This is a genomic window from Nodosilinea sp. FACHB-141 (assembly GCF_014696135.1).
In the GTDB taxonomy this organism is placed as follows: domain Bacteria; phylum Cyanobacteriota; class Cyanobacteriia; order Phormidesmidales; family Phormidesmidaceae; genus Nodosilinea.
Genome location: NZ_JACJPP010000029.1, coordinates 1 through 18,615 on the forward strand (window position 1 = coordinate 1; position 18,615 = coordinate 18,615).

Annotated in this window: 12 protein-coding genes; 4 read left to right on the top strand and 8 right to left on the bottom strand. The window is 52.8% G+C overall.

Going from position 1 to position 18,615, the window contains the following annotated elements:
- Positions 1–337 precede the first annotated feature (337 nt).
- The gene (locus H6F59_RS25295; protein ID WP_190707676.1) at positions 338–532 is read left to right on the top strand and encodes a hypothetical protein; all 195 of its coding nucleotides are present in this window, start codon (positions 338–340) and stop codon (positions 530–532) included.
- Between the two features lie 643 nt (positions 533–1,175).
- On the opposite strand, the gene H6F59_RS25300 is transcribed toward H6F59_RS25295, so the two are convergent.
- From H6F59_RS25300 to H6F59_RS25310, 3 genes are all read right to left on the bottom strand, one after another.
- The gene (locus H6F59_RS25300) at positions 1,176–4,604 is read right to left on the bottom strand and encodes a PAS domain-containing protein (protein WP_199325982.1); all 3,429 of its coding nucleotides are present in this window, start codon (positions 4,602–4,604) and stop codon (positions 1,176–1,178) included.
- Positions 4,601–4,900 carry a helix-turn-helix transcriptional regulator gene (locus H6F59_RS25305; RefSeq protein WP_313887317.1) on the bottom strand — a complete coding sequence of 100 codons (300 nt, stop codon included), beginning with the start codon at positions 4,898–4,900 and terminating at the stop codon, positions 4,601–4,603. The genes H6F59_RS25300 and H6F59_RS25305 overlap by 4 nt, the downstream gene beginning before the upstream one ends.
- Positions 4,901–5,009: 109 nt before the next feature.
- Complete coding sequence (locus tag H6F59_RS25310) at positions 5,010–6,197, bottom strand: sensor histidine kinase KdpD (protein ID WP_242021693.1); 1,188 nt, start codon at positions 6,195–6,197, stop codon at positions 5,010–5,012.
- 288 nt (positions 6,198–6,485) lie between these two features.
- Here H6F59_RS25310 and H6F59_RS25315 point away from each other — a divergent pair, with 288 nt between their 5' ends.
- Complete coding sequence (locus tag H6F59_RS25315) at positions 6,486–6,653, top strand: hypothetical protein (protein WP_190707679.1); 168 nt, start codon at positions 6,486–6,488, stop codon at positions 6,651–6,653.
- A 138-nt stretch (positions 6,654–6,791) separates the two neighbouring features.
- Here the strand turns inward: H6F59_RS25315 and H6F59_RS25320 are convergent, their stop codons facing one another.
- The 3 genes from H6F59_RS25320 to H6F59_RS25330 form a co-directional block, all read right to left on the bottom strand.
- The gene (locus H6F59_RS25320) at positions 6,792–7,157 is read right to left on the bottom strand and encodes a response regulator (protein ID WP_313887318.1); all 366 of its coding nucleotides are present in this window, start codon (positions 7,155–7,157) and stop codon (positions 6,792–6,794) included.
- Between the two features lie 519 nt (positions 7,158–7,676).
- Positions 7,677–10,313 (bottom strand): PAS domain-containing sensor histidine kinase, encoded by a 2,637-nt coding sequence (locus tag H6F59_RS25325; protein ID WP_190707687.1) that lies wholly within the window; start codon positions 10,311–10,313, stop codon positions 7,677–7,679.
- Positions 10,314–11,308: 995 nt separating this feature from the next.
- Positions 11,309–14,809, bottom strand: coding sequence for a PAS domain S-box protein (locus tag H6F59_RS25330; protein ID WP_190707690.1), 3,501 nt, complete (start codon positions 14,807–14,809; stop codon positions 11,309–11,311).
- 164 nt (positions 14,810–14,973) lie between these two features.
- Here H6F59_RS25330 and H6F59_RS27775 point away from each other — a divergent pair, with 164 nt between their 5' ends.
- Positions 14,974–15,252, top strand: coding sequence for a diguanylate cyclase (locus H6F59_RS27775; protein WP_190707999.1), 279 nt, complete (start codon positions 14,974–14,976; stop codon positions 15,250–15,252).
- Positions 15,253–15,303: 51 nt separating this feature from the next.
- Positions 15,304–15,510, top strand: coding sequence for a tetratricopeptide repeat protein (locus H6F59_RS25340; RefSeq protein ID WP_190707693.1), 207 nt, complete (start codon positions 15,304–15,306; stop codon positions 15,508–15,510).
- A gap of 698 nt (positions 15,511–16,208) precedes the next feature.
- On the opposite strand, the gene H6F59_RS27780 is transcribed toward H6F59_RS25340, so the two are convergent.
- Together H6F59_RS27780 and H6F59_RS25350 are read right to left on the bottom strand one after the other, a co-directional pair.
- On the bottom strand, positions 16,209–16,484 hold the full coding sequence (locus H6F59_RS27780; RefSeq protein ID WP_190707696.1) for a tyrosine-type recombinase/integrase: 276 nt from the start codon (positions 16,482–16,484) through the stop codon (positions 16,209–16,211).
- An 879-nt stretch (positions 16,485–17,363) separates the two neighbouring features.
- Positions 17,364–18,485, bottom strand: a complete 1,122-nt coding sequence (locus H6F59_RS25350; RefSeq protein WP_190707699.1) for a vanadium-dependent haloperoxidase — start codon at positions 18,483–18,485, stop codon at positions 17,364–17,366.
- Positions 18,486–18,615 lie beyond the last annotated feature (130 nt).

Here is an 18,615-nt window from a genome sequence, read left to right on the forward strand (position 1 = left end):
AGGTTCATAGCGCTGAGGGTGTGGCCGACGCCGCAGCTAAAGATGAATAGGATCAGCAGCAGCAGATTGAGCCAAATGTCGCGCTTGGCCTTTAGCAGCAGCGGCAATAGAGTTAGAGGAATGATGAAATACGCCGCCGCGATCGCGCCGTTGGCAGCAATATCCATGCTTAACTCTCTTCTACAACAATGCCCCTGTCCGCTTTTAGCTTGGGCCTCGAAGCGGCCAAGCAGGCATAAACGTACTAATTGTTATCTAACCCTTAAGCAGGTTAAGGCCATTAGGCACAAACCTTGTGCCAACCATTGCGGCCCGCCACATTGAGAGAAGATGAGCCGTGGCGATCGACATTCAAAACAAAACCCCCATGGACCAGCGGTGCCGTGGGGGTGGGGAGTTCGGGTGCATCTACGCAAACATGCGATCGCCGCTGTCGGTCTATGGTGCCCAGGTCAGGGAGGCGATCGCCAGCCGTGCCGATCGAAATGGGACAGCCCAGGGTGCAGCAATTGAGTCTGCTGTAGTGCGTTGAGAAATCTGCCGTTCGGTTGTGGCTCCTCTATAATTACGCGTGTTATCTCGTAAACGGAGAAATCAACCTGACGCAGCACTAAGAAGGGTGGCAAATGATAACCAACGAATTTTGCATCTTGCTAGACGCTTACACCCAAGCCTCGAATGACGGGGACACGGGTACTGCTGAAGCGTTGATGAGAGAACTAGATGGCCTAGTCATGTCATCTCGATACGATCGTATGAAGACAGAAAAAGCTAAAGGATGGACGGTGGGGTAGTGCCTACGGAGATGCTAAACAAAAAACCCCATGGGCCAGCGGTGCCTGTGGGGGTTGGTTCTTAGGGTGCATCTACGACTTCAAGACTTCTGCCCGTTACTTGCCTAGGATGCCCTTGTCAGTGGGGATGGTAGCAGGGGTAAGCTGTTTGGCGTACATGGAATTTCACATCTGCCCCTGGCGATCGCTGGGGTTTTGTTTTGCTTGGTCCTCAATCGGAAGCCAGGACATAGGCAACCTGACTAGCTGCGCGAGCAGGGAACGCCCGTTAAAGAGCGAGCCTCTCGATCACTTAGGGTTAATGGTGGCGCTAGTGGAGAAGATCGAGCTAGTGGAGCTAGCCGAGGTGGCACAGCTTGTGGCGAGGCACAATGTCTAGACTCAATTCAGCTGGAGCAGGGTTACAATTTCGCCGACAAATCGTTCTGGCTCTAACGGTTTCGTCAAGTGTGTTTGAAATCCAACTTCGAGGGCTCTTTTTTGGTCAATTTCTGCGGCATAAGCCGTGAGCGCAATCGCAGGAACCGTCCCGCCCTGAGCGGGTGGACGGGAGCGAATCTGCTGCATCAGCCCGTAGCCATCCATCTCTGGCATGCCAATATCACTAACAATCACATCAGGAACCAACCGCTCCAAGGCTTGCAGCGCCTCTAAGCCAGAAGGCACCGCCGTTACCCTTGCCCCGTATTGCTCTAGCAGAAAAGCCTGAAACTCGCGGGTATCAGCGTCGTCATCAACGAGCAAGATTTGAACGTTGTCTAGGAGTGTTTCTGAGTTGAGTTGAGGCTGGGTTGATTCAGAGAGAACGGGTGTTGGCCGCTTCAGGACCGGTAGCTGCACGATGAAGGTTGCACCTTGCTGCTCACCGTCACTCTCTACCGCCACTGTACCGCCGTGGAGTTCCACAATCTGCCGCACGATGGCGAGCCCTAACCCTAGACCGCCAAATTTACGGGTGGTGGAACCATCTTCTTGCCGAAAATACTCAAACACATAAGGGATGAATTGAGCCTTGATGCCAATGCCTGTATCGATTACCCGAATTCGCGCCAATTGCTCCACTTGCCGCAGTTCGACCGTTACTTGCCCGCCCTTGGGCGTGAATTTGACGGCATTGGTCAGCAGGTTCCAGACCACTTGCTGGAGCCGGGCAGCATCGCCAAAGATGGGGGCAACTTGCGTATCGAGGTCAAGTGCAATCTCAATATTCTTGGCTTCTGCTGCCAACCGCACGGTTTCGACGGCCGCAGAAATCACAAACGTTAAACTGGCGTGAGTCGGATTTAAGGTCAGCTTGCCCTGCATGATGCGGGAGATGTCAAGCAAGTCTTCGATCAGTTGAGACTGCAGTTTGGCATTGCGCTCGATCGTCGCGAGTGCTTCCGCTTGGCGGGCTTGGTCGAATCTGCCGGTTTTCAGCAACTGGGTCCAGCCCAAAATCGGGTTGAGGGGCGATCGCAGCTCATGAGACAGCACTGCGAGAAACTCATCCTTAATCCGGTTGGCGCGTTCTGCTTCTTCTCGTGCCGCTTGTTCTCGTTTTAGCAGTTGCTCTTGCTTCGATTCAGCTTGCTTTTGCCTGGTGATATCGCGTGAGATTGCTAACAGTTGTGCAACCTTGCCAGATGCATCTTGAATAGGGGTGACGATAGCATCCCACCACTTCAAGTTGCCCTTTGCCGTGGGGCAGCATCCTTGAAGTTGAGCAGCATTGCCTGCTTTGGCGGCTATAAACGCTGCCTCTGCATTTTGACGATCTTCGTCTTGCCAGAAATCGAGCCATTTGGCGTTCAAAACAGAGGCCGGATCGTCAATTTCCAGGAGATTAAAGCCGCCTGTATTCAAGTAAACGAGTCGGCCCTCTAACGTTAAAACTTTGATACAGTCTTGACTGCTCTCCAAAATGCGTTGCTTTAGTTCTTCACTCTCTTGCAAGGCAGCTTCTGCCTGTTTGCGATCGGTAATATCGCGACTGACGGTGGCTAACCCGATCGGCTGGTTGTGCTCATCTTTGATATGAAAGACGTTGTAGATCATCCACAATGCTTCGCCTGTCTTGAAATGACGGAACCGAATTTCTACCTCTGCTTGCCCCTCCTGCAATACATGGGGAAGAAACTCATTGATGATGAAGTCTTGATCTTCAGGGAAAAAGAAGTCTCTAACTGAGGTTTCAATGTATTGCTGGACATCATCCAGTCCCGCTAGTTGCTGACCCGCTGGATTGACATAAAACGGGACAAAATTCATATCGTACATGCCGATAAATACCCCACTGTTATCGGCTAGGGAAACAAACTTTTGAATTTCAAGTTCTGCCTGCTTGCGCTCGCTGATATCGCGGGCTGAACCAACAACAGACTCTACAGTGCCATCGGCGGCAAACACTGGGCTAAAAATATACTCAAAGTAGCCCTCAGTTCCGGCTGGATTTGTGTGAGTAATTTCGTTTTTGACGGTATCTCCGGTCTCAAAGACTCGTCGCATATCGTCCAACGCTTGCTGCTCAACGGCTGCGGGATAATTAAGTTCAGCCATCGTCTTGCCGATCGCCTCTGCTGCGGTGACTCCCCACAAATCGAGCAACACTTGATTGGCGTAAAGAAACCGCCCATCGAGGTCAAAGCTAAATACAAAATCGGTGAGGGTCGAAAGCGTAGCATCAAACTTTCGTACTTCACGTTCGAGGTCGGCTGATGTTTGCCGCAACGCTTCGTCTATTTGTTTGCGATCGCTAATATCTTTGAATACGATCGCCACTTTTCGGTCTTCCGGTTGTCCAGTGCGGCAGGCATAAACATCAAACCAGCGGTTCATCGGTGCAGAATGATTCTCGAAGCGAATCGGTTCTCCCGTTAAGGCAACTCTGCCGTAGGTTTCGATCCAGAAATATTCTGGATCGGACACTAACTGACGCGCTGTTTTACCGACAGCTTGTCGTAAACCGGTTTGCTGCTCAAACACGGGATTAACTTCTAAGATGCGGTAATCAACGGGCGTGTCGTTCTCGTCAAACAGCACCTCGACAATGCAAAAGCCCTCGTCGATCGACTCAAACAAGGTGCGATATTTGGCTTCCGACTCACGCAGTGCGGCTTCGGCATAGGCCCGTTCAGTGGCTGCCCACGTCTGTTCTGCGGTTTCTTCAACTAGTTTGACCTCGGTTTCCGTCCACTGACGTGGTGTTGATTGCTGAGCGGCCAGTAGGGCCACAAACTGACCTTTTTTGATTAGCGGCACATCAATGTGGGCCGCGATATCAATCTCGCGGTATTTCTTTTTCTGAGCGTCTGTATAGGTGGAGTCGTTGGGAATATCGGTGACGACTTGAGTGCGCCCAGCCTCATGATCAGCCGTCAGATTGCGCTGGTAGTCCTCCAATCGGTATCGTCCGCTCAAGGAGGCTACACCATTGGTGTAGTTGCAACGAACGACGACCTCCTCACCCTCCGACACGACTTCGATATAAATGACGCGAGTTGCGCCCAGAGACTCACCTAAAATGCGAGCGGCGATCGCCTGAATTTCTGACGCATCAGTAATCGGCCGCAGGGCCTCTGCTAGTTTGACTCGAAACGCATTGAGCTGATTGGCCTGGTGTAAGGCATGATCTTGCGATCTCTCTGGGGCTGACTGTACTTGCTCTAGCTCGGTCAGTAAAATTTGCGCTGCCGTTTTCAAGTCGTCTGACCAGGTTTCAACCGCTCCTAATGGCGTTTGCGACCAGTCGTGCGAGCGCAGGAGTGTTTCTATCTCACCACCGCTTCCAAAGAGCTTGTCAGGCATCTCTCGGTGTTGCTCTGACCTCATGCGTTTAGCCTCCTTGGAGGCAAATATTTTCTTTGGATTGCCTGGCTGCTTTCCTGTAAAGCCCTATCAGGTGACTCCGCCAATTGGTTCAGTAAGGTTTCAAGTTGTTTGAGTGCCAAGGGAGAAGGGGTGGCATGTCCGTTTTCCCAACGATTGATGGTGGGAAAGGAGACTCCAAGCTGAGCCGCAAACTTCTCCTGGGTCAGTTTTAAGGTTTGCCGCAGCTCTCGAATCAATTGACCAACGGCGGGCTGTTTGATCCCTAAGTAGTCCTGATGAAAGGCCACAGCGCTCACACTTTATAAAGTCCTTTACTGCTGTCAGCATAATTGGTTTTAGGAAAAGTTAAGAGCTTTGTGCCTACGATTTCGGAGTAGCTGCCCTGCGCCATAGAGCAGCAGAACCTTACGCTAACTGCCGCTCGCCCCCTACCGGGCGCAGCTGTGGCAGGCGGACGGTGAAGGTTGTGCCCTCCTCCGCTGTCGAGGTGACCTCTACCGTACCTCCATGGGCGACGACGATCTCACGCACGATGTACAACCCTAAACCAACACTGCCTGGAACTCGTTGCGCTGTCGATTCTGGCAAGGTGTGGCGCGTGAGTGGATCAAAGATTACGTCCACCATCTCTGATGGAATTGGCAGCCCTTCGTTATGTACGCTCAAAACCACGGTTGATCCCTCTGAAGTGAGCGATAGGTCCACCGGCCCCTCGTCTGATCCATGTTGAATTGCGTTGCCCATTAGGTTGGAAACGACCTGGCGGAGTCGAGCCGCATCGCCGTCGCACGTGAGGTTGCCGTCTGAGTGAAAGCGCAACGTGCGCTGCGGATGGGCAACACAAAATTCCTCGAAGACTTGGCGACAGAGGATTTCTATATCGACCAGATCGCACCTCAGCGGCATCCTGTTGCCCTGCCCCGTCGAGGCAAAGTCGAGCAGGTCGCGGATCAACCGGGTGACCGCCTCCGTGTTCGTCTGGATCACCGACAGGGCTCTAGGAGAGGCTGGGTGTTCGCCTGAGGTGCGCGAGATGAGTTGTGCCGCCATGCTGATAGAGTTCAGCGGGCTGCGCAAGTCGTGGCCGAGAATCGCCAGGAACATGCGGCGCGACTGATCGACGCGGCGCGTGTAGCTGCCGACAGCGGCGGCGAGCGATTGATCGATCGATTCGTTGAAGCGGATGATATCGTTGACATCGTTGATGTCGAATTGCGGGTGGCGCTCAGTCCACAGGCGGAGCACGCTGGCGCGCAGGGCGCGGTATTCGGAGATGACCTCCATGATGTCAAAGCCCGAGCCCATGCGGGCCACACCGTGCAGCACTGAGGCGTGGTCGAGGCCATCGCTCTCTTCACCAACAGCGCCGCCGTGGCCCTTGGACTTGCTTGCCTGCTGCGCGAGGCTCTGACCGCTCTGCATATCTAGCGCGGTGGCCCGCAGCATTGCCTCAGCATCGTTACGCAAGGCGAGCTTGGTCATCTTTCCCCCTGGCGCGAGGCTGCGCGCAAACGTCTCCCATTCCGAGAGAATCAGCTCGACGTTCCCGAGAATGAAATCTGCCAGTCGCATCGATTTTTCTGTTGGGAGCATTTTGGGAATAGAGGCCTGATATCCATAAGAGTGCTCAAAAGGATGCCACCTGTGGTGATTTGGCCGAGCTTGCTTTGTGCCCTATTTTAAGCCGTTCGGGATTCAAAAGACCAAAATAAACCCACCACCAGCATCTTTTCTAGTACAGGCACTCGATTGCTAGCGCAGTCAGCACCAATAGGAGGACTTCCTGGGAAATCCGCCGTTCGGTTGTGGCTCCTCAATCACTACGAGTGTTATCTCGTAAACGGAGCAATCAATCTGACGCAGCATCAAGAAGGGTGGCAAATGATAATCAACGAATTTGGCATTTTGCTAGACGCCTACATTCAGGCCTCGAATGACGGAGACATGAGTACTGCTGAAGCGTTAATGAGAGAACTAGATGGCCTAGTCGTGTCATCCCGATACGACCACATGAAGACAGAAAAAGCTAAAGAATGGGCGGTAGGGTAATGCCTGTCGAGATTCGCCGCACCGTAGATGAAGATTTGCCCTTTAAACTCAATCATCCAAACACTCAAGGAATAATCAGGGCGGAGGCGTCATGAACAATTGCTAAAGGTGGATTACAAGCTGTAATAAGCTTAAACATTAAGAGGATATGGCTTGTTTCCCAAACCGTAAAAAGCTTGCAACTCTATCTAAAATCTCATCAATCTCTATTGGTTTACGAATAAAATCGTTTGCACCCACTGCCAGCCCCTGAATGCGATTAGCATCTTCATGGGCAGTCACCATTAAAATAGGAATAAATGGTATGTTTTTGTTTTGACGAATCTTTTCAACTGTCTCATATCCATTCATTTCAGGCATCATCACATCCATCAAAATCAAATCGGGTGGCGAAGCTTCTACTTTCACAAGAGCTGTTCTGCCGTTGTCCGCTGTGTCAACCTGGTACCCTGCTGCTTCCAAAACAGTTTGCAGCAGAAATAAGTTGTCAATGATGTCATCCACAACAAGTATACGGAAGGTTTGAGCGCCACACATTCGAGAGGCTTACCTAGAGACGATGGACAAGAAAAAACCTATCACAATTTTCCTGCCTACTCTGACTTAAATGATGAAGCTTCACCCTCTACCTTAGATAGATATTTTTCTTATTTATTAAAGTACATATTTACAATTTGTGAATGAGTTATCTGACGAGCGCACAGACTACCTTCAAGGGTGAGCATGAGGACGTTACAAATTCATCTTCTACGACCAAAATATTTTTCCTCCATAGGAGCCTACGCAGGAAAGGTAATTTGAAAAGCAGCGCCAATAGGTTGGAGTGCAACGACGGCACTAGTTCGTTGAAGTAGGAAGGCTTCAAAGCATTGGAAATTAAGCAATTCATGCATTTAGATTGGACAAGTGATTAAGCCCAGTGTCATCGCTGGGGTCATCTTTTGTACCACACTCCAGTGCAGTCGCAGCATCTGAAACCGCAGCTGCTCTGAAATAGGCAGGGAAGGGCCGGCACGGTCATAGTCAGTGTGGCGCAGCCAGCGCATCACGAATTTTTTGCGAGAGTTTGACTCGGCCATAGGGTTTACTCAACAGCTGTACCCCAGGGTCTAATCGGCCTTGATGGACAATGGTATTCTCGCTATAGCCCGAAGTATAAAGCACCTTTAACTCTGGTCTAAATCGCCGGGTCAGATAGGCTAGCTCACGTCCGCTCATGCCGCCGGGCATGACCATGTCGGTAAATAGCAGGTCGATGTCGTCTCGCTGACGCAGCAGAATCAGGGCAGTGGGACCATTGGTGGCCACCAGCACCCGGTAGCCCAAATCCACGAGCTGATCGTGGGCATAGCGGCGCACCAATTCGTCGTCTTCAACCAGCAAAATTAGCTCTGAGCCACCCACTACGGAGCTATCTACCTGACGGGGCTGAGGCCCGGTGTCGCCCGAAAATCGGGGTAGGTACATTTTGATGGTGGTACCCTGGCCCGGCTCAGAGTAGAGCTTGATGTGGCCCCCCGACTGCTTAATAAATCCGTAAACCATGCTCAGGCCCAACCCGGTGCCCTTGCCCTTTTCTTTGGTCGTAAAGAAGGGTTCAAACACCCGCTCCAGATTCTCGGGGGTAATGCCCAACCCTGTGTCTGACACCGTCATCATCACGTATGGCCCCGGCGCCACTTCTGCCTGCTGGTCGGTATAGTCTTGGGTGAGATCGGTGTTGGCGGTTTCAAGGGTGAGCTGCCCCCCCTGAATCATGGCGTCGCGGGCGTTGAGGCAGAGGTTGAGCAGGGCACTTTCAAGCTGGACCGGGTCAACCAAGGCAGGCCACAGCCCGGCCTCAAGTACCATTTCAATGTCGATGTGCTCACCCAAGGTACGGCGCAGTAGCCCGTCCATGGTGGTCATCAGCTGGTTGACATCCACCGCTTCGGGGGCGAGGGCCTGGCGACGGGCAAAGGCTAGTAGCCGCTGGGTGAGGTTGGCTCCCCGCTGAGCGGCGCTGGCAATCATCTCCGCTAGGGGCTGAAGTCGAGGGTCGGGGGCCAGCATTTCGCTGAGCAACTCAGCGTTGCCCAAAATGACGGTGAGTAGATTGTTAAAGTCATGGGCAATGCCACCCGTCAGCTGGCCGATAGATTCTAGCCGCTGGGACTGGTGCAGCTGCTCTTCTAGGGCAAGGCGCTCGGTGACGTCTCGAAAATACACGGTCAGGCCCTCGCTGGAGGGGTAGGCTCGTACATCTAACCACGCATTTAGAGGCGAATAAAATTCTCGGAATTCAACCGAGCGCCCCTCTTTAATAGCCGTCTCAAACTGCTGATGAAAGACACTGCCGACCGCTTCTGGAAACTCATGCGAGACATACTTGCCGAGTAGATCAGACCGCCGGCGCTGCAAGAGTTCTTCGGCCTGACGGTTGAGAAAGGTGAAGCGCCACTCGTGATCGAGGGTAAAAAAGGCGTCGGTGATGCTCTCTAGAGTGGTGTTAAGGTGATCGGCAGTCTGGCGAGCTTTATGTTCAAGCTGCTTTTGCTCGTGAATTTCAACCGCAGTGCCGTACCACTTGATGATAGTGCCGTCTTGATCACGAACAGGGACAGCCTGCACCTGGTGCCACCGGTAGTCCCCGTCGTAGCGCCGCAGACGCAACTCAAAACGGTAGGGCATGGAGCTTTGCAACGCTGCGGTCCACGCGGCCAGGCAAGGGTCACGATCGTCGGGATGCAGCAGCATCGGCCAGGTTTGACCGGGATGGGGTTCGGGTTCATAGATGCCGGTGTAGACCCGCAGAGCGTAGCAGGTGTAGTCAATAGTGCCGTCGGGTTCGGCAGTCCAAACGAGCAGGGGCATGGCGTCGGCCAGCTGACGAAACCGCTGCTCGCTATGCTCTAAGGATTCTTCGGCCTGCTTTTGGGCCGTAATGTCTTGGAAGGCCCCCTGTATTGCCACAATTTCTCCCTGGTCGTCGCGCACGGGCTGACCAATGGCGCGCACCCACACTCGGCGCTGGCGGGCAGTGATAATTTGCAGCTCTTCATCAAAGGGCAAGCCAGTCTCGATACAGGCTGTAACGACGGTGGCAATGCGATCGCGATATTCGGGCGAGTAAAACTCGATTGCCTGGGCCAGGGTAGGGGCAAACCCCGACTCGACCTCGTGGATGCGACACACCTCTTCCGACCAGATCACAGTGGGGCTATTGAGGGGCACCAGCCAGCCCCCAATGCGGCCAATTTCGCCTGCAATTTGCAGCAGGGTCCGCTGCGAATTCAGGGTGTCGTAAGCGTCGCTAAGCGCTTGCTGAGAGGTGTCGACCTGCTTGATGTATCGCAAAACTTCTAGGGTGAGGCCGCTGGTTATAGCGATCGTCATAGCTGCCAGCAGTCGATTGCCAATCACATAGGCAATGGCAAAATCGGGGGGAGCTGGCGGCGACACAAAAAAGCCCGCCACCGTCAAGCCCAGACTGGCAACGGCAGCCATTCGCACCCAGCGATCGCTGCGAGAGAAGCCCGCTGCCGCCACAATCAGCGGGTACAGGTTAGCGTGGGCAAACCCCAAAGGCGTCAAGGTATCAGTGGCAAACGCCAACGCCAGCCCAGCGAGGACAAACCTTTTGGTGAGACGAGGGGAGGGAATGGGAACTGGGGAGGTCATAGCGGTACGGTGAGAAATATCTCATGGTTAGCCTCCGGTGAGAGCTTGATGGATTTTGTAGGCCGACTCGGCCTGCTGGTAGGGTTTGTGCAGCAGGTATATCTCTGTCTCTAGCCCTTTCAGTGGGGCAAGATGTTCTCGGCATAGCCAGAGGTGACAGCACCCGCAGCTGGGGGTGGCGAGCTTTCCTAACCAAGGGAGGCAAGGGTATTGATGTGGTAAAAGCCGCCTGCCGATGTGGCTCTCTATCAGGCTAAGACCAGAAGACGTAATTGGGTGGTGGTCCACAGTGCCTGCAACGAAAGTGGCTAAGCTTCTTATGCAAATCTCAAGATTACGGTGGAGTGGTTGTTTCCTAAAGCTCCAGCGACTGGGACTAGCCTTGGTCAAGCCACAGAATTGCCTAGAATAGTTGTCCCGCGCCACAAAGCAGCATCAAAGCCTCTCTTGGCAGCTCTTTCGTGAGTACAGGCGTGGGGTAAGCCAGATTGACTCATTGCGCGCAGGCAACTATTCATCACAGGAGCAACTATTTATCACAGCTAGAGGCCCTAAAGTAGCGAGGTTGCGCTTTTGACCTATTCGGCCGCATGTTTTGACAGACAACAGGCAGCTATCCAACGAAAGAATTGAGGATGTCAGTGCCAAAAATAGTCGAAAACGAGCTGTGTACTACTCAAGTTTGGACACATATCAGTTCATCGTTAACTGAAAGGGCGCACTGCCTGAATGGCTTTAACCCTCCGGCATCGACAGATGAGGCCTATGAGCAAGTTATTTTAGTGCTGGTGTACGGAATACCCCAGGTGTACAAAGACCTTGAGACTGAATTTTTCTCTCACCGCTTTACCAACAGTCGTAGATCGTAGATCTTTGCCGTAAACCCACAACTGGGGCGGCCAGCAAAAAGGCTAAAACAGGTTCGCTGTAGAAAAACCATTAAGAATAGGATCCAATGCAGTGAAGGGGACGATAAGCATTAACTCTGATGAGACTTAACTCTCAGGTGAAATGGTACCCCTAGCTAGCAGCGGTGGAATTTCATGGGCTGGCAGAGGTCTAGCGAAGTAGTAGCCCTGCCCCTGTTTGCAGCCCATCGCTTTTAGCAAAGCTAGTTGGTCAGCGGTTTCAATCCCTTCGGCTACTGCCTGCAGTCCTAGCCGCTCCGTTAGCGTCAGGATAGTAACTACGATATCGCGATTGATCTGGTCCTGGTGCATCTGCTGAGTAAAGGATTTATCAACTTTAAGCGAGTTGATCGGCAGACGGTGCAGGTAGCTAAGGGAAGAGTAGCCTGTACCAAAATCATCGATCGCAACGCGAATATTCAGGGATTGCAGCTGATTAATCAGCTCAATGATGGCCTCGGTGTTGCTGATCAGCATGGTTTCAGTAATTTCTAGAGTCAGGTGTTGGCCATCCAGACCGGTCTGGTGGAGCACCTGCTCGACTTCAGACAAGAAGCCCTGGTGGTTAAGCTGCTCAACCGATAGGTTGACATTCATTCTTAGATGACTCAGGGTCGGAAACTGCTGCCGCCAGACCTGCAGTTGCTCACAGGCGGTGCGCAAAATCCAGCGGCTCAGACCAATAATCAGTCCGGTTTCCTCAGCGATGGGAATAAAGTCACAGGGAGGAACCAGCCCCAGTTCAGGATGTTTCCACCGCACTAGGGCTTCGAACCCGGTGATATCGCCAGTACTGAGGTTAACAACCGGCTGGTAGTAAAGGGTGAACTGCTCGTGGACAATGGCCTGCCGTAGCTCGTGCTCAAGCTGCATACGATGCACCACCCGAGTATGAAAATCAGGGTCGAACAGGGCATAGCAGTTTTTCCCCTGAGCTTTGGCCTGATACATTGCAATGTCAGCATCGCGCAGCAGATCTGAGGGGTGGAGATATTGGGCGGAGGCTAGCACAATCCCAATGCTGACGGTAATGTAAACCTGCCGTCCCTGAATCTGAAAAGGTAGGCAGAGGGCATCCAGCAACCGTTCTGCAATCTGGGTAGCCTCTGAGAGGCCATCAATGCCATCTAGGAGAATTACGAACTCATCGCCACCCAAACGGGCGGGGATATCGAGCGGGCGAACGATGTGGAGAATTTTTGCAGCGGCGGCTTTCAGCAGTTGGTCCCCGGCCTGGTGCCCCATGCTGTCATTCACCAGCTTGAAGCGGTCTAAATCCAAAAACAGCACCGCAAACTGAAAATTGGGCTGCCGCTGCTGCCGCTGGAGGGCAAATTCCAGACTCGACATCAGCAGATTGCGGTTGGGCAGGTCGGTAAGGGCATCGTGCATGGCCGAATGGCGCAGTTCCTCAACAGCGGTAAAGCGGTCGGTTATGTCCTGAACCTGAGCAATGAAATAGAGAGGCTGCTGGTGCTGGTCTCTCACCAGAGAGCCCGTCAGCAAAACCCTCACGACAAACTCCTGCTTGTGGTGGTAACGCTTCTCCATTTGATAGGACGGAATCTCGTCAGCCAGGAGCCGCCGCATCAGGGCCAGGTCGGCCTTCAGATCATCCGCGTGGGTGATGGTTTGAAAGTCCAGCAGCAGTAGCTCTGCCTCGGAATAGCCAGTAATGTAGCAGAATGACCGATTTACCCGGAGAAACGCTCCCTCCAGCCCCACTAGCGCCATACCGATGCCAGCATGGTCGAAGGCACTTCGAAACCGCTCTTCACTTTCTTGCAGGGCAGATTGGGCATGAATGCGATCGCTGATGTCGCGATGGGTGCCGACCATCCGCAGGGGGTTGCCCTCGGGATCTTGGGCGATTACTCTGCCATAGGTCTCAACCCATTTCCAGTCACCGGATTTAGTGCGCAGTCGATACTCAAACCGATAACCAGAGTTCTGCTCCCGCAGATGGGCCGCCAGCTCTGCCATTGCCCTCGGTTTATCGTCTGGATGAATCAGGTTCTCCCAGGTGCTGACATGCTGGGGCAGTTCCCCTACGCCATAGCCCAGCATGGCGAGCCAGCGCTGGTCATAGAGAGTCCTGCCTGTGTCGATAGTCCAATCCCATAGCCCATCCCCGGAGCCTTCCAGGGCCAGTTGAAACCGGTTTTCGTGCTCACGGTACCGGGTGATTTCCTGGCTCAGGAGGGTGGATGCCTGCACCAGTGCAGCTTTGTTCTGCTGCGCTTCCGTCATATCCATCTGGATACCGGCGATGGCATAGAGTTCGCCGTTGTCATCCAGAATCATCTGGCCCTGACTGCGCAGCCAGCGAACGCTGCCATCGGGCAGCCGCACCCGATAGTCTATCTGCATGTCGTCCTGGGAACTTAAAGCCTGCTGAATCTGTTCGTTCACCCGGGGCCAGTCCTCTGGATGAATGGCCTGTCTCCATACATCAAAGGGTTTATCGTCGCTGCTGGGCTCATAGCCTGTGAGCCGATAGTTGGTGTCAGACCAGTGGATGATGTTGCTGGTGAGATCCCAGTACCAGATACCGATCTGGGCCGATTCCAGGGCCTCATAGAGCCGTTGCTGGCTGGTGCGGAGCTGAGATTCGCTGCGTTTGCGCTCGCTAATATCCGTATGGACACAGGTGACCCTCCAGCACTGGGCTTCGGTATCGTAGCGGCTGGCGTACCGGGCCCAGATCCACCGCAGACTGCCATCCCAGTGGTGAAATCGGTATTCTTCCTCGGTATTGTGCTCAGCATAGACGCTCTCATAGAGGCGGGGTACCAGGGCTTCGAGGTCCTCTGGCTCTACTCCATTCATCCACAGGTGTTGATCCGCCATGACGGCTTCGGCAGAGAAGCCAAATAAGTCCAGGCTGCCCGCCGAGCAATAGTCATAGACCCAATCGCCATTGGCAAACACTCTGAAGCAGCCGATACAGGCAATGGCGTTATCCAGAACCACTTCCAGCATGGCCCGAGACTCTCTCAGACGCTGTTCCGTCTGGTGGTGCTGTTGAATCTCGGCCTGCAGCTGTGCATTACTCTGCTGCAGGGCGGCGGTGCGTTCCGCCACCCGCTGTTCCAGCTCCTGGTTGAGCTGGTGTAACGAGCGCTCCAGCTGCTTGCGCCGGGTGACATCGCGCATCACCGACAGGTGGCGATGGGGCAAAAAATTGGCCGTGGCAGCGAACTCGACCTCCCGCACCGTGCCATCGGCCCGCAGCAGCTCGATTTCTCCCGTCAGGCGCTCATCGTCTAGAAACTGATGCCAGACATCGGTGTATTCTGTAGCCCGCACGAACCGGCTGACCTTTTGGCCCAGCAACTCCTCCCGGGGAAGCCCCAGCAGCTCACAAGCGGCGGCATTCACATCCAGGTAATGCCCCTCATCGTCGCAGACCACCATGGCATCGAGTGCCCCTTCAAAGAAGGCCCGCAGCTGCCGGTCCCGGAGGCTCTGATCCAGGTCATTTGCCTGCTCGTTCTGCGCAGAGGTGTCTTGAATCCTACGGTTTTTATCCTCAGCAGAAGACCCAATCCCAGGCCTAGAAGATTCTGGCGGGAACGGTAGAGCCATGGTACTCCTCAGGATGCACCTGTATACCTTCTAAGTTAGAGGTGAAAAGAGCAGGGCATGATTTAGGATGGGCCATCTGCTAAGGGTGAGAACAAATCAAGCCAATGTCTTAATGCTTCGATACACGCTTTAGCAGTTCGCAACTAAAGCGATGATGACAGTGTATTGATGGGGCATGGAAAAAGCAGCGGGCTCAGCGGCACCAGCAACCCATTGGCGTCATTATGGTCGATGTAGACCACTTCAAGCGGTTCAACGACACCTATGGTCATGAAGCGGGAGACCATATCTTGCAAGTCATCGAAATCTCGTTGAGCCGAGCTCGTCTACTAAAGCTCGCGCTATCCCCTTTCTGTCTCGGTTCTAGCCCTCTGGTCGCCTGTGGAGTAGCTGCCCCGCGCCGCAGAGCAGCATCACAACCGCTCTCGACAGCTCTTTCGTGAAACGTTCCAAAATTTGTCCGACACTACACTCAGCTATGTCAGCTCCTGCTGATGAAGCAGTCCTTGAGCGAGGCCCATCCCGCTGTCGCCCGAAGCCTCAATAACCTGGCTTTGCTTTACGAATCCCAAGGGCGTTATAAGGAGGCCGAACTCCTTTACCTGGAAGCTTCAGCGATGATGAAGCAGTTCTTGGGCGAGGCCCATCCAGAGACGATAACTGTTCGTCAGAATCTGGAACGACTGGTGGCGGAACTATGAGTCAGTTGCAAGAGGAGACACCTAGTGAAACAACTCTAAGTCCTGGTTTAGTTACCCCGCGCCGCGACCACTCATCAGCACAAAAGTACTAAATAGGCCTAAATCGCCAGCTTCGCTACTTATGGCTAAGTACTGTCATTCGTTCGTTATAGGGAGTTATCTACCCATCCACAGTGCTCACAATCCCAGTGGATGCGAGGAGTCGGATAGGTCTGTTTAAGAGGCCTCTCACAATGGTGACATCGGCCTGTAAAGAGAGGATGGGTGTCAAGTAAATGAAGCCGCTGGTCAAGCGTAAGGCGCTCCACAGGATCTAAGAAGAGGTCACCAGCATAGTAGCTTGCCCCTGCGGGGTGCCATTGCTCGTCGTCGTCGTACCAGGCAAGCGGATCATCTATCTCGCGAGCATCCTCACCCCTAAGGCTAAAGTCGTCGCAGATGTGCCCATCAACGCCGGTAGGGTGCTCAGCACAGACAAGGTAAAGACTATGAGCAAAGTACTTACACCGATCACAGCAGGAAAGCTTTGGCATACTTTGCCTCTTCGTAAACCTCATCGTCACTCGCTTCTGATAGTACCCTCTCCAAAAAACAAATATTCCAGCTTCTAGTCTAGGCAGGCTTCCTCTGTGTTTCCGATTCATAGACTATTGTCCATAGTCTTGGCTTGCCTTGCACATGGCTCCAACAACGCAACATTAAGTAGCGTTACCGCTCCATGATTTCGCTAGCTTTTGGAGAGCCTCCTCGGCGCTCTCCTGCGCCACTCGCGAGGTGATTTTTTGGTAGATAAGTGTCATCTGAATCTTTTCGTGACCAAGCAGCGCTCGTAAGACTTCTAGGAGGATTATCTGGGCTCGCTCGGTAACAAAGGTGTGGCGGAGGTCATGGAACCGAGTACCCTTGAGTGACTTGTACTGGTCGATGGCCTCTCTCAAGTCTCGGTGAGCGATGGCGTAGGAAAGGGGGCACACGTAGCACGATCGCGTGAGTCGTTTGGTGAAAAGCGCACCGGCCGTCCACTAAAGAAGCACAGCCGATTTTTGTTGCCTTTGTCTATCACCTGAACTTGGCGTTCCGCTAGGTCTACACTTATGAGCGGAAAGGCCAGCATTTCTGCGATTCGGGCGCCACTTTCATAAAAAATCCACAGGAGGGCATTGATTCGAGGATTGGGGTTTGCAGCATGGTACGGAGCTGCGCTTGAGTTAGGTACTTAACTACTCTGGTCTGTGGAGTAGCTCACGCGCGACCCCTGCCAGGATACGAGATGTGGCCATATGCATCCCTATTACTAGCGGCATCACGATGCCATATGTAGAGCGATGTACGAAGCAAAATTACTCCGCATTAGGCGTTTAAGAACCCTATGGCACCCACACCTACAGCAACGCTTAATCTCCAGCGCCAGTCGCTTAGGACATACGTAAAGCGTGTGCGCAAAACTCGGCAGATAACGAAGACCAAGTTAGCCCGTCGCGCCCAGATTAACCTCCCTACGATCCTTCGACCGGAGAACGGCAGGGTGGAGGGGTAGAAGCTCAAAGGCTGGGTACTCAATCGGATCGCCATAGCACTTCAGGCGCCCGTTGAGTATCTTCGAGTTGCGTATTCGGAGGCGGTGTTCAGGCGCTGCAATCCCTTCAGATCTGCCCACGCTGCTAGGTGCCGAGCGCTCTGCCTAATAGCTAATGAATTTCCGTCATTTCAGCTATTCTCCAGCGAGAGTAACAAAAGAGAGAGCGGTTATGTTTTCAAGGTTCAATTGTTATTTATATAACTTTCGCTCCCCTTTGACTTTTCAAGCAGAAAGGCTAACGAGGAGGGAAAGTTATTGAGCTTGTAGAAGCTCTTTAGAGGTTCTGAATAACTTCAGGCTGTGTTGAGCAATCTACACCGCTACAGAAGTTATTGTCAGCTTCTCCGCAGTTGCTATCAAACTGTTTAGCTGCTGCCTCTAATTCGTCTCGCGCTGGTACTTCTGAATTTGGCTCTGGGCAAACCACGATCCCGGACTTATTGAGCTGCCTTATTACCAGTTCTCCTACAGTTCTGCCTACAAGCTGACCAAAATCGTGATCACTACGCCAGTGAACCCCACCCCAGATGCGGGCTTCACCAATGTTGTCAGCAAGCTTATCAAAGTCCTCCTTGAACTCCGGCAGTAAACAGCCAAGTACATAACTTGCCGCTGCCGAATAGGTGCTATGCCCAGAAGGGTAAGCAGGATGGCGAGGAGTTCCTGGGGAAGGTTGTGGCTCTAATCGTTTCTCTCCTCTTGTGAGACTGCCATCTTTGGTCTCATCATTACTCATGAAATCGTAGACAATCTCTAAGCTTGGGTCAGCTTCAGCAGGACGGCGACGAAATGCAACCCGGTCAAGCTTTGTGCCATCTGCTTCTACTGCTACCCACTTGTAGTGCCATGCAGCCATAAGAGCACTATGGATCGCCACATCAAGCGTAGCCCAGATGAGAGCATGACGAGGTGGTGACAGCCTTAAGCCTAAGCTAGACTCAGGTTCTGGAGCAAGAATGAAGTTCAAGATATGGCGATGCCATATTCCAGGGGTCTCTGATTGAAACAGGTATGCCAACTCAAGCCCGTTACGAATAATAGGACTGTTAGTATCTGTACGTTTACTTAGAACAGCCCCGGCAGGTGGAGGAGATACAAAACGACGATTCGTTAAGAAAGCGCTTAGAGAGTTCTGGTCAAGAGCATTAGCGTCTTCAGCGTTTGCGGCAAACTGACGAAGTTCTTCAAGCTCTTTTTGTTCTTCCGGTGAACCAATCTCAGGGTATGAGTCAGTTTTGCCTTGAAGTCGTTTCGTAACTCTTTCGTAAGAAACAACAGTTGGAGTAGGACAGCGGAACCAAGCACTTGCACCAGGCTCTACTTGTGGAAGATTTTCTATTCCCGGCAAACTATATTGGGTAGATGAGCTTTCCGGAGCACCTGCACTATCGGTCATGGGTGTTATTCCTATAAGTCTGAGAAAGCCCCTTCATTCTATTTGAAGGGTTACTGTTCCCCGAAAAATACTTTTAACTTCATAAGTTCTTGTAAAAATTACTCATTAATTAGATGGCGATACCCATGAA